We start from the raw sequence: 12,501 nt of genomic DNA, 5'->3' as shown, positions 1-12,501 counted from the left end.
CATCATGAGCACCCCCGCAAGACTTCCCCTCGACGGCGTGCGCGTCATCGAATTCACGCACATGGTCATGGGGCCGACGTGCGGCATGATCCTCGCCGACCTCGGTGCCGAAGTGATCAAGATCGAGCCGCCCGGCGGCGACAACACGCGCAAGCTGCCGGGCCTCGGCATCGGCTTCTTTCGCTCGTTCAATCGCAACAAGAAGAGCGTCGTGCTCGACATCAATACGCCCGAGGGCAAGGAAGCCGCGATCGAACTGATCGGCACCTGCGATGCCATGCTCGAAAACTTCCGCCCGGGCCTGATGACGAAGCTCGGCCTCGACTACGACACGCTCTCGAAGCGCTATCCCGGCCTGATCTATGTGTCGCACAAGGGCTTCCTGCCGGGGCCTTACGAAAAGCGCCTCGCACTCGATGAAGTTGTGCAGATGATGGGCGGCCTCTCGTATATGACGGGTCCGGTTGGCCGGCCGCTGCGCGCGGGAACGTCGGTCAACGACATCATGGGCGGCATGTTCGGTGCGATCGGCGTGCTCGCCGCGCTGCGCGAACGCGAGCACACCGGACGCGGCCAGGAAGTGCAAAGCGCGCTCTTCGAGAACTGCGTGTTCCTCTCCGCGCAGCACATGCAGCAATACGCGATGACACGCGAAGCGCCGCCGCCGATGCCCTCGCGCGTCTCGGCGTGGAGCGTCTACGACGTCTTCACGCTCGCCGATGGCGAGCAGCTTTTCATCGGCGCAGTCAGCGACAAGCAGTTCATCACGCTGTGCAATGTGCTGAATCGCCCGGATCTGCCGGCCGAGCCGCGCTTCGAGACGAACGCGTTGCGCGTCGCGATCCGCCCCGCGCTGCTCGAAGTGCTCGGCGCGATCCTGAAGGAGCATCGCATCGAAGAGCTTTCGCCGAAGCTCGAAGCTGCGGGCATTCCGTACGCGCCGATCGTGCGTCCCGAGCAACTGCTCGACGACCCGCATCTGAGGGCGAGCGGCGGCCTCGTGCCGATGGAAACCGACGACGGCAGCATGACCGAAGTCGTGCTCCTGCCGCTGACGATGGGCGGCCGCCGCCCCGGCGTGCGCCAGGCGCTGGCGCGGGTCGGCGAGCATACGCAAGAAGTGCTGGGGCGACTGAAGCGCCGGGTGGTCGCATGAGTCTGTCCGCTGAAAGCGCATCAGATCACGGAGCAATTCAAATGGCAGATCTCTTCGACAACCCGATGGGCCTGATGGGATTCGAATTCGTCGAATTCGCGTCGCCGACGCCCGATACGCTGGAGCCGGTGTTCGAGAAGCTCGGCTTCACGCTCGTCGCGCATCATCGATCGAAGGACGTCGTGCTGTACCGGCAGGGCGGCATCAACTTCATCGTGAATCGCGAGCCGAAGAGTCCAGCCGCGTACTTTGCGGCGGAGCACGGACCGTCGGCGTGCGGACTCGCGTTTCGCGTGAAGGATGCACACGCGGCATATGCACGCGCCATCGAACTGGGCGCGCAGCCGCTCGACATGCCCACCGGCCCAATGGAACTGCGCCTGCCCGCGATCAAGGGCATCGGTGGCGCACCGCTCTATCTGATCGACCGCTTTGAAGACGGCGAGTCGATTTACGACATCGACTTCAGGTTCGTCGAAGGTGTCGACCGGCGTCCGGAGGGCTATGGACTGAAGCTCGTCGATCACCTGACGCACAACGTCTACCGTGGACGCATGGCGTTCTGGGCCGGCTACTACGAGAAGCTCTTCAACTTCCGAAAAATCCGCTACTTCGACATCTCGGGCGAATACACGGGCCTGACTTCGAAAGCGATGACCGCGCCCGACGGCAAGGTTCGCATTCCGCTCAATGAGGAGTCGTCGAAGGGCGCGGGGCAGATCGAAGAGTTCCTGATGAAGTTCAACGGTGAGGGCATCCAGCACGTGGCTTTGCTCAGCGACGACCTGCCCGCCACCATCGACAAGCTTGCGATGGCGGGCGTCCCGCTGATGACTGCGCCGAGCGAGACGTACTACGAGATGTTCGAGGAGCGCCTGCCGGGCCATGGACAGCCGGTTTCCGAGTTGCGCACGCGCGGCATTCTGCTCGACGGTAATACGAGCGGGGGCAATCCTCGGCTGTTGTTGCAGATCTTCTCCCAGACGCTGCTCGGCCCCGTGTTCTTCGAATTCATTCAGCGCAAGGGCGACGACGGTTTCGGCGAAGGCAACTTCAAGGCGCTCTTCCAGTCGATCGAGCGCGATCAGATTCGACGGGGTGTCGTCGGGCAGCAATAGGTTTCGTAGGCGGATCATCACTTTCATGCCGGCAGACGTTCAAACATAAGAAACGCGGCCCGTTCAAAGAACAGGAGACAAGACATGCAGCAAACCGTCACCGCGGGCAGTCCCCCGCTCGTCACGCCGAACGTTCGCGTCGGCGTCAACCCGGGCGCGGAAATCTCCGCGCGCATGGACCGCTTGCCGATCACGCGGCATCTCTGGATGCTCGTGTTCCTCATCTCGCTCGGCGGCTTCTTCGAAGTCTACGACCTGATCTTCACCGGCTACATCGCGCCGGGCATGGCAAAGAGCGGCCTCCTTCAGACCACCACGCATTCGTTCTTCGGCTTGAACGGCATTGCGGGCTTCATCGCGGCGACGTTCGCCGGCCTCTTCGTCGGCACGTTCGGCTTCGGCTGGATGCCGGACCGCTACGGGCGCCGCACGGTCTTTACGTTCTCGCTGCTGTGGTACTCGGTCGGCTCGGCGATCATGGCCTTCCAGACGACGCCCGAAGGCGTGATCCTGTGGCGCTTCATCACGGGCATCGGCGTGGGCATCGAGATCATCACGATCGACAGCTACGTCACCGAACTCGTGCCGCAACACATGCGCGGCCGTGCGATGGCGTTCAACCAGGTGGTGATGTTCGCCGCCGCCCCGGTCGCCGCGATCCTCTCGTACTGGCTCGTGCCGACGACGCTGTTCGGCATCGACGGATGGCGCATCGTGGTGCTCGCCGGATCGGTCGGCGCGGTGTTCGTGTGGTTCATCCGCCGCGCGGTGCCGGAAAGCCCGCGCTGGCTCGCGACGCATGGCCACGTGGAGAAGGGCGAGCGGGTCGTGGCGAAGATCGAGGAAATCGTCACGCGTCAGACCGGCAAGCCGCTGCCGCCGCCGCTCCCGGTGATCGAGCAGCCGCCGCATCGCCGCGCATCGTTTGCGGAGCTGCTGCAGCCGCCGTACCGCTCGCGCCTCATCATGCTGATCATCTTCAACTTCTGCCAGGCGATCGGCTATTACGGCTTCGCCAACTGGGTACCGACGCTCCTGATTGGCCAAGGCATCACCGTGACGAAGAGCCTGCTGTATTCGTTCATCATCGCTTTCGCGATGCCGGCCGGCCCGATGCTCGCGATGCTCTACGCCGACAAGATCCAACGCAAATGGCTGATTGTCGGCGGAGCGCTTGCGGTGGTCGTTTGCGGGTTGGCATTCGGGCAAATGAAGGCCGTCGTGCCGCTCATCATGCTAGGTGTGTTGATCAGTCTGGCTGGGCAGACAATCTCCGTTGCCTTCCACGCTTACCAGGCGGAACTCTTTCCAACGGCGGTGCGCTGCCGTGCAAGCGGTATCGTCTATTCAGTCAGCCGCATCGGCGCGATGTTGTCTGGGTTCTTCATTGCATTCCTGTTAAGGGACTTCGGCGTCGCCGGTGTGTTCACTGGCATCACCGGGTGCATGCTGGTAGTTGCTGTGGCGATCGGGGTGTTTGGACCCAAGACCAACGGTGTGCGACTCGAGGAGCTGAACCGGTGAGTTCTGTAACGCCTACATTTCCGCTTTCGTGCCCGCGCTTCAGATGCAGTTTTCATACCGGAGACAACCGTGTATCAGTCACTTTCCCAGCCGTCTGATCCGTCGAGAACGGTGCGCTTTGACGGTCGAATCTTGTTCCTGTCGCAGAACGCGAGCGTAATCGAGCGCCAACTGCTCGGCGAGGACGTCACACTTGAAGAAGCGGTGCCGCTCCGCACGGATATCTCCACGGACGAAATCACGCCCGCCTACATCTGCTATTACTACGACGAGAAACTCGGCGAGTATCCCTACCTCGGCCTCGATTGCGCCGGGACTCGTCCGGTCAAGCAAGGTAGCGTGAAGGCGGCCCGGTTTGCCGTTACCGTGGCGGGTCGCCGATACGGGAAGGGATCGTCGCGGGAAGCCAGCCCGTTCGCTGAGTGGTGTGCGGGTATTCGTCTGGTGATCGCCGAGAGCTTCGAGCGCATCTACCGGCAGAACTGCCACAACCTAGGTATCTTCACATCGACCGACTTCGGCTTGATCGCGCGCATACGTCGAGGCGAGAATATTCCAGTGGAGGAATTCACGCGCGGCGAAGATGAGCTCACCGCCGAGTTGATTCGCAGGGGAGGACTCTTCCGGTTGACCGAGGCGAGGCGTGCTGGCTGGCAGCCCTCTGTACCACCTGCTAGGTCGCGCCCCATGACCTACGCGGAAAAAATTGTCGCCAGAGCGAGCGGCTGCGGGAGCGTCACACCCGGTCAAAGTGTGTTCGCTAAAACCGATTGGCGTTACGCGCACGAATACGTGTCCCCGATGTCGATAAGTTTTCTGCGCCGGGAGTGCGGTGACAGAATTGAACTGCATGACCCCGACAGCATCGTCTGTTTTTCGGATCATCTGACGTTCATCCACCGCAGCATGCCAGCCGAACGTCGCGCGCTCGGACTGCTTGACGTGGCCCAAGCCATGGGGAAGGTACAGCAGCGGTTCTGTGAGGAATACGGGCTGCGCCATCATGGGCTGTTGACCGACCGGGAAGGCTCCGAAGGGATCAGCCACTCGATCATGGCCGAGCGCTACGTAAAGCCGGCCCAACTCGTTGTTGGCACGGACTCTCATACCCCTCACTGCGGGGCGCTGGGCGCACTCGCGTTCGGGATCGGTGCGACGGAGATGGCTAACGCATGGCTCACCGGCGACGTGCGAGTGAAAGTGCCCCCGACCTGCCGGGTGAATCTCATAGGTCGTCTCCCGGCAGGCGTAGAGGCGAAGGACATTGTGTTGCATCTACTGCGTCTCCCGTATGTGCGCGAGGGCAGAGCAATCGGACAGGTATTTGAATATGGCGGTGAAGCCCTGGCGTTGTTATCGACTGACGAACGGGCGACGCTGACGAACATGGTTGCGGAAATCGGTGGCTTCAGCGGCATCATCGCTCCGGATGAGGAAACGCAGCGCTTCCTGCGCGAGCGCAGGGGTATCGAATTCGAGGTCGAGCCATGGATGCGCAGCGACGACGATGCCGAGGTGGCACACACAATCGACGTGGATTGCGCGCAGCTTGAGCCCATGCTCGCGCGCCCGGGCGATCCTGGTCAAGGCGTGGGCTTGTCCGAACTTCTCGATTCAGTACCAGTCGATATCGCTTACGGCGGCTCTTGCACGGGCGGCAAACGTGAAGATCTGCGGCGCTGCTACGAGGTCTTGGAATGGGCTCTGAGGAACGGCCTAAAAGTCGCCGAGACGACTCGCTTCTTCCTGCAGTTCGGCAGTCAGGACGTACGTGACTACTGCGTGCGCGAAGGGATGCTGGAGGTTTTCGAGCGCGCAGGGGTCGAACTCATCGAACCGGGGTGCGGTGCATGTGTCAACGCTGGGCCTGGTGTTTCGGAGCGTCCCGATCAGGTGACGGTCAGTGCCATCAATCGTAACTTTCCTGGGCGTTCTGGCCCCGGCAAGGTATGGCTCGCGAGCCCTTCTACCGTCGCGGCAAGTGCTGTCGCTGGCCGAATCGTGAGCTTCGAGAAATTGCGAGCATCTACGAACGACAACTGAATGGGGCGTCAGGTCCAACGGTCGCGTCGTCGTTCCAGGCCGCTGGTTTTTATCGAGCTTTTCATAAGTGCCGATAAGCTGCGATTGCTGTGAAGCTTAAATGGCCGCTGGACTTTCGGAAGCGGGACATCGAGGTCGCCCCAGTCTGAACGGCAAAGATGGGTCATCAAGGAGCCATCTGGATCGTGCGTTCGCGTTGCGCGATCGGCAGCACACGACTCACCGTGCAAATCCGTGTCAATCGCAAACATGCAACTAACCGTCTGGCACGTGTGCATCCCCGTCAACCGCAAACCCCGTCTCCACCAGGGCGGGCAGTATCTACGCCGCGAGTTGTCCAGCCGGGGTTCACAGTTAGCAGCTGAATTCACGTAGACCCGGCCGACATCGAGAATCACCCGCAAAATCAGAGAGTTACGACAAAAGTCACTAAGCGCGATGCGAAGTGACAAAATTAATACGGACTTATGCGAAGTGACAGCCTTATTTCGTTCCAACTGCAAGCAACAGTGTCACTTCAGTGGCGCGGCGGCCCGATGCTTCAAGGTCTGGTCGGTGACACTTTTAATTCGGTCTACGTCGCCGCGCCGGAGTTTTTTCCGACCTCGTTTCGGGCCACGGGGCATGCAATCTCCTACCAGCTCAGTGTCGCTGTGTTTGGAGGAACGACGCCTTTCATTGGGACTCTTCTGGTCCAGGTATCCGGGTCTCCGCTTGCTCCCGCTTATTACGTTGCATTCGTCGCGGTTGCATGTCTCATCTTGACCCAGTTCGTGCCGGGCACGTCGGCCGATTCCTCGTTCAGTGAAGGCTCACACGGCGTGGTTCATGACCTGAGGTGAGTTTCGGCATGAGCGAAGCGAGCAGAGGTGACCTAGACCTCGTCACAAAAGCGATAGTACTGCGCCGACAGACGATGCAAAGCATTTCAATAACATTCAAGACGCAAGAGGATTTTCACAGATGCCGGCTTCGGTTATCAGTCGAGTTCGACGTCGCCAGCGTTGACGTCGGGCGGCCACGGCTTTCAAAGTGATCAACGGCGTGTGGGCCGGCAGCCGATTCGGCCTGAGGGGCACGGAAGACCTGGGCGGAGGCACGAAGGCGATCTCTACGCTGGAAGAGGGCTTCAACAGCGCGACAGGCGCGATGGCGACGAACAACCTGATGTTCAGCTTTGTCGCATACGCCTGTGCTCCCACCCGATGCTCTGCCTGACAAGGTCCGCGACAGGTGTTTGCTGACTCGACACGAGGTCGCCGCCGCAGGAGAGCGCTGCAATGGAAAGCGGCCCGCTATCACGGCGCGAGTCCGGAATCGCGCCACGTCGAGGTGTCATTGCTACGGCGCCGTCAGACCGGGTTCGGCCAGGGAGAGACGGCTGTCGGCACGTTTCGAACGGCCGCAACGTGCGCCGGAACAGACAATGGAGCAAATTGCCTGCACCAAAGGGCAAGCCCGTCGCCGCCGACATGACAACATTCAAACGTTACACGGCGACCCGCGTAATCGAAGCACTGCGATTGACCGTCATTGGCGAGCGCGTCATGGTGAGCACGACCGTTGCGCCGACGAGCAGAAGGATGCCAGCGATGCCGAATGCCCAGTCGTAGCTGCCCGTCGCGTTGATCACATATCCCGTTGCGATGGGGGCAATCATGCCGAAGATGTTGCCGCCGACGACAACGAAGGCCATCGCCTTGGCCACATCGCGCGAGTTCGGAAGAAGATCGTTCAGCAACGCGAAGTTTAATGACGTGGTGGACGCGATTCCGGTCAGCGTGATCGAAAAAACCAGCAGGAGCGCAATCAGATTCGACGTAAATGGCACCACGAGGATAGCTGCGCCCGTCAGCATGGCGAGTGCGACAGCATTACGGCGGCGACCTGTTCCCACGCCGCTCTTCTTGAGGTATTGATCGCTCAGGCGGCCGACCAGAATGCAAAGCACAACGGCTGCGGCATACGGCACAGCGGAGAAAAGTCCCGTGTGGGTGATGCTCAGGTGCCGACTGGTCTGCAGATAGCTCGGCAGCCAGGTCAAAAACAGATACTGCGTATAGACGTTACAGCCTTGGGTGATCGCGAGGCCCCACAGGGTCGGTGTGCGCAGCAACGAAACCAGCCCCGAGGACTCCGGCACAGCGTAGGCGGTCGAGGCGGGTTTCGAATCCCGCTCGCGCACAATCCTGTCGCGTTCGTCGCTTTTCAACCAACGCACCTGTTCGGGCGCGTCGAAGAACATCAGCCATGCCGCGAGCCAGACAAAGCCGGTTGCGCCTGCGACGACAAACGATATGCGCCATCCGAACAGTGCTATGAGCGAGCCGAGCATGACGGAGCAGATCGCGGGTCCCGCATAGGAGCCGCTGTTGAACATCGAGGTGACCATTCCCCGTTCGTTCGCGGGGATCCATTGGCGGATGACCTTCGCACCCACCGGATTGCTCGTCGATTCACCTGCTCCCATTACCAGACGAGCCACCATCAGACCGAAGAAGCTGGAAGCGACACCCGTCAATGCCGTTGCCGCGGACCATACGAAGATGCCGACGCCGGCCATGCGTTTGGTGCCGAGACGGTCGATGAGAACGCCCATCGGCAACAGGAAGAGCGCGTAACTCCAGATGAACGAAGAAAACAGATACCCCATGCCGACCGCGGTCAGCTTGAATTCGCTCGCGATCGGCTTGGCCGCGATCGACAGGGCGATGCGGTCCATATAGTTGATCATCGAAAGTGAAAAGAGAAAGAGGGCGATCCAGCCTCGGCGATACGACATGGTTGTCTCCGAATATTCATGAAAATTTCGCGCCTCTAACGGAAGGCGCCTAAAAGCGTTTTGTGACGATAAAATGCAATAAGGGTCAAAGAAAAGCGGCCGGACGGCCGCGGGCCAGGCAAATCAGACGTGCGGCGTGAAAATCTCCTGCGCATGCACCTTGGCGCGCCGCGCACCTTCAATGTGATCCCGTAACAGAGCGGCCGCGCGCAGCAGGTCGTGCTGTGCAATCGCGTCGAGAATGGCGAGGTGTTCCAATGCCTGCTCCTGACGAGGTTTGCGTGCTCTTGCCTGACGGTATTCGACGAGCCGCCGCAAGCGGTCCATGCGCCGCACCGACTGGGCGATGAAACGGTTGCCGGACCATTTCGCGATCGTTTCGTGAAACTCGCTGTTCGCCTCGAACAACTCGACCGAGTTCATCGACAGATAGCCGCTTTCGGCAATAAAGCGCTGTCGGCGCCGCAATTCCTCCAGTTCGACGCGATTCGCGCTGAAGGTCGGCGACATGACACCAGTTGGCTCGATGGCCGCCCGGAAAAGATAGCTTTCCTCGTAGGCGTCGACCGAATCGATCATTGGCATGAATTGCCAGCCATGGCCCACCTGGCGCTCGAGCCAGCCTTCTTCCTGCATGCGCGAGAGCACGCGCCGCAATTCGCTGCGCGAGACTTCGTATTGCCGCATCAGATCGGCTTCGGATATGACGTCGGCGAGGCGATGCGCGAGACGGTCCTCAGCGATCTTCAGGTATAGCGGATCGTCGGGTTCTTCAAAGAACGGCGCCGCCACGTCCGTCACATCGCGAGCAGGCTTGGCCATAAAGAAGCCGCGATTGGCGTCGTAGTAGACCACCCCCAGCGTCACGAGATGATGCAGGGCCACGTTCACCGGTGTGCGCGACGTGCCGATTTTCTCCGCAAGGATCGATTCAGCAAGGCGGTCGCCGACGCCGAGATCTTCACGCCTTGCCAGCGCAAGTATCTCCCGCGTGACGCGGGTTTGTAGCGGGGTCAGGGCCGCAGCAGTGGTGTCGTCGGAGGAGCGCATGTGGATCGCAGGCAAAGGACGGCCGTTCACGACCGCCCGGTGAGGCGATGCATCTGAAAGACCGATCTGCGATTGTGCCATTGCCTGCTTCTCCATTGACTGCTGGTTTCGAACCGGACCAGGGTAACCACCGAGCCTGCGTCTGTTTGCTTATTGCGTTTTATGATCATAGAATGCACTGCATTGAAACGCAAGCAGCCTTGTATTGCCTTGGAGAAAACCCCGATGTCTCGCACCCTTCCCAATCAGACCGTGGAATTTGTCAGCGTCGCCGACGCGATGCAGTCTCTCAGAGCGGCGCAGTTCGCCCGCATGCCGTATTGCGTGCGGGTGTTCGCAGAAAACGTCGTGCGCAGGCAGTCGGCCGTCGACGCTGCGCGCTATCTGCCGGTGCTGGCCGCGCGCCGTCATGACGTCGACTTCCCGTACTATCCGGCGCGTGTCGTATTGCAGGACCTCCTTGGCACGCCTGCGCTGGTGGACCTCGCGGGTATGCGCGACGCGGTTGCGGAAGCGGGCGGTGACGCCACGACGATCAACCCCGTCGTGCCCACGCATCTTGTGGTCGACCACTCGCTGAATGTCGAAGTTGCCGGGAGCGATCCGGAGGCGATGTCGAAGAACATGGCGATCGAGCAGAGCAAGAACGCCGAACGCTTTGAATTCCTGGCGTGGTGTAAGCAGGCGTTTTCGAATCTTGACGTACTGATGCCCGGCAATGGCATCCTGCATCAGGTGAACATCGAACATCTGTCGCCCGTCATCCAGGTGAGAGACGGCGTGGCCTACCCCGATACGCTCGTCGGCACGGATAGCCACACGACGATGATCAACGCGCTTGGCGTACTGGGTTGGGGCGTGGGTGGCATCGAGGCGGAATCGGTGATGCTGGGGCGCGCCGTGTGGTTGCGCTTGCCGACCATCGTCGGCGTGGAGCTCAAAGGCTTCCGGCAGCCAGGCGTGACGGCGACCGACCTCGTGCTGGCGATCACAGAGTTTCTGCGCAGGCAGAAGGTGGTCGGCACCATCATCGAGTTCTACGGCGAGGGCGCGCGCGCGATGACGCTGAGCGACCGCGCGACGATTTCCAACATGGCGCCTGAATTCGGCGCCACCGCAGCGCTCTTTGCAATCGACGAAAAGACACTCGACTTCATGCGTATGACTGGCCGCTCGGATGCGCAGATCGCGCTGACGGAAAGCTACGCGAGGGCGCAGGGTCTATGGGCGGACGATCTTGCCGAAGCCGAATATGACCGGACCCTGTCGTTCGATCTATCGGGCGTGGGCCGGGCGCTCGCAGGGCCGTCCAACCCGCACGACCGTGTGCCGCTGTCAGCGCTCGTCAGCCGGGGTATCGCTCGACCGGTTACGCAAAGCGCCACGGCGAAGGAAGAGCCGTCCGAAGTCAGACTCGACGACGGCGCCATCGTCATCGCGGCGATTACGAGCTGCACAAACACTTCGAACCCACGCAACATGATCGCAGCGGGCCTGGTCGCCCGTAAGGCGGTCGCACTCGGGCTGCAACGCAAACCCTGGGTGAAAACATCGCTCGCTCCCGGATCGAAACCGGTGGAAAGCTACCTACGTGAGGCAGGTCTGATGGCGCCGCTCGAGGCGCTTGGTTTCGGCATTATCGGCTTCGGCTGCACGTCGTGCAACGGTATGTCGGGACCGCTACCAAAGGAGATCGAAGCGGACATCGTCAAGCGGGATGTTCATGCCGTCGCCGTCCTTTCAGGGAACCGCAATTTTAACGGCCGCATTCATCCGCGGGTGAAGGAAGCGTTTCTCGCGTCACCGCCACTGGTGGTCGCCTATGCGATTGCCGGCACGATCAATATCGACATCGAGAACGGTGTGGTCGCCACAAGCAAGGACGGCAACCCCGTATATCTAAAGGACCTATGGCCGACGGATGAAGAGATCGACGCGCTACTCAAGGCGAGTGTCCACGGCGACCAGTATCTGCGCATTTACACCGAGATGTTCCGCAAAGCTGGACAACTGGAAGGTGCAGAGGCAGTGCCGGCACGCTTTCCGTGGCGCGAAGACAGCAACTATATTCGACGTCCGCCCTATTGGCAGGCGAGCCTCACGCAGCCCGCGCGATTCCAGCAGATGCGCGCCATTGGCGTGTTCGGCGATAACGTCACGACCGATGACCTGTCGCCGTCCGGCGCGATTCTTCCGGAAAGCGCGGCAGGCGAGTATCTGATCGCGAAGGGCGTCAATGCGGGGGAGTTCAACTCGTATGGCACGCGGCGAGGCGATCATAAGGTGGCCATTCGAGCGACGTTTGCGAACAACCGCTTGCACAATGAAATGGCTGGTGGGAAGGAAGGCTCTCTGACCCGGATGGAGCCGGAAGGCACCACGATGCGGCTCTTCGATGCAGCAGAACGCTATATGGAGCGTGGGCAAGAACTCATTGTCGTGGCGGGGAAGAACTACGGCGCGGGCTCGTCCCGGGACTGGGCGGCAAAAGGCGTTCGCCTCATCGGAGTGCGCGCTGTCGTCTGTGAAAACTTCGAGCGCATTCACCGCTCGAACCTGGTCGGCATGGGCGTGCTGCCGCTCGAATTCACTGAGAGCGTGACGCGGCGCACACTGGCGCTCGATGGATCGGAAACGTATTCCATCGAAGGTCTCGATGGTGCGATCGAGCCCGGTGGCCTTCTGATGCTGAGTATCAGTCGTCGCAACGGCGAAACGCTCAGCACACCCGTCAAGTGCAGGATCGACACGCTCGAAGAGGCGCAGATTTTCGAGGCTGGCGGTCTGCTGCCACGTATCGCGGGCGAATATATCGCCGCGCCCTGAGG

At 61.0% G+C, this 12,501-nt stretch carries 7 protein-coding genes and 1 pseudogene; 6 read left to right on the top strand and 2 right to left on the bottom strand.

The window, feature by feature from the left end:
* The first annotated feature begins 4 nt into the window (after nucleotides 1-4).
* The 5 genes and pseudogenes from FVF58_RS30860 to FVF58_RS53145 form a co-directional block, all read left to right on the top strand.
* Nucleotides 5-1,156 carry a CaiB/BaiF CoA transferase family protein gene (locus tag FVF58_RS30860; protein ID WP_149673556.1) on the top strand — a complete coding sequence of 384 codons (1,152 nt, stop codon included), beginning with the start codon at nucleotides 5-7 and terminating at the stop codon, nucleotides 1,154-1,156.
* A gap of 41 nt (nucleotides 1,157-1,197) precedes the next feature.
* A complete protein-coding gene (hppD, locus tag FVF58_RS30855; RefSeq protein ID WP_149673555.1) occupies nucleotides 1,198-2,274 on the top strand; it encodes a 4-hydroxyphenylpyruvate dioxygenase in 1,077 nt (358 codons plus the stop codon).
* Between the two features lie 84 nt (nucleotides 2,275-2,358).
* On the top strand, nucleotides 2,359-3,798 hold the full coding sequence (locus tag FVF58_RS30850; RefSeq protein ID WP_149673554.1) for an MFS transporter: 1,440 nt from the start codon (nucleotides 2,359-2,361) through the stop codon (nucleotides 3,796-3,798).
* A 69-nt stretch (nucleotides 3,799-3,867) separates the two neighbouring features.
* Nucleotides 3,868-5,841: an aconitase family protein gene (locus tag FVF58_RS30845; RefSeq protein WP_149673553.1), complete on the top strand. Its 1,974-nt coding sequence runs from the start codon at nucleotides 3,868-3,870 to the stop codon at nucleotides 5,839-5,841.
* 953 nt (nucleotides 5,842-6,794) lie between these two features.
* Nucleotides 6,795-7,029, top strand: a pseudogene (locus FVF58_RS53145) (porin); the annotation flags it as partial.
* Nucleotides 7,030-7,330: 301 nt separating this feature from the next.
* On the opposite strand, the gene FVF58_RS30830 reads toward FVF58_RS53145, so the two are convergent.
* Nucleotides 7,331-8,623 (bottom strand): MFS transporter, encoded by a 1,293-nt coding sequence (locus tag FVF58_RS30830; RefSeq protein ID WP_149673552.1) that lies wholly within the window; start codon nucleotides 8,621-8,623, stop codon nucleotides 7,331-7,333.
* A gap of 123 nt (nucleotides 8,624-8,746) precedes the next feature.
* Nucleotides 8,747-9,754 (bottom strand): GntR family transcriptional regulator, encoded by a 1,008-nt coding sequence (locus FVF58_RS30825; protein WP_246217242.1) that lies wholly within the window; start codon nucleotides 9,752-9,754, stop codon nucleotides 8,747-8,749.
* A 144-nt stretch (nucleotides 9,755-9,898) separates the two neighbouring features.
* Between FVF58_RS30825 and acnA the strand changes: the two genes are divergently transcribed.
* Nucleotides 9,899-12,499, top strand: coding sequence for an aconitate hydratase AcnA (gene acnA / locus FVF58_RS30820; RefSeq protein WP_149673551.1), 2,601 nt, complete (start codon nucleotides 9,899-9,901; stop codon nucleotides 12,497-12,499).
* The last annotated feature ends 2 nt before the right edge of the window (nucleotides 12,500-12,501 follow it).

Source organism: Paraburkholderia panacisoli (assembly GCF_008369935.1).
Classification (GTDB): Bacteria; Pseudomonadota; Gammaproteobacteria; order Burkholderiales; family Burkholderiaceae; genus Paraburkholderia; species Paraburkholderia panacisoli.
Note: the sequence above shows the minus strand (reverse complement) of the source record. Positions and strands in the feature narration are given on the sequence as shown.

Coding starts and splice junctions, on each gene's coding strand:
- FVF58_RS30860 (WP_149673556.1), top strand. CDS start 5: ATGAGCACCCCCGCAAGACTTCCCCTCGACGGCGTGCGCGTCATCGAA.
- hppD (WP_149673555.1), top strand. CDS start 1,198: ATGGCAGATCTCTTCGACAACCCGATGGGCCTGATGGGATTCGAATTC.
- FVF58_RS30850 (WP_149673554.1), top strand. CDS start 2,359: ATGCAGCAAACCGTCACCGCGGGCAGTCCCCCGCTCGTCACGCCGAAC.
- FVF58_RS30830 (WP_149673552.1), bottom strand. CDS start 8,623: ATGTCGTATCGCCGAGGCTGGATCGCCCTCTTTCTCTTTTCACTTTCG.
- FVF58_RS30825 (WP_246217242.1), bottom strand. CDS start 9,754: ATGGCACAATCGCAGATCGGTCTTTCAGATGCATCGCCTCACCGGGCG.
- acnA (WP_149673551.1), top strand. CDS start 9,899: ATGTCTCGCACCCTTCCCAATCAGACCGTGGAATTTGTCAGCGTCGCC.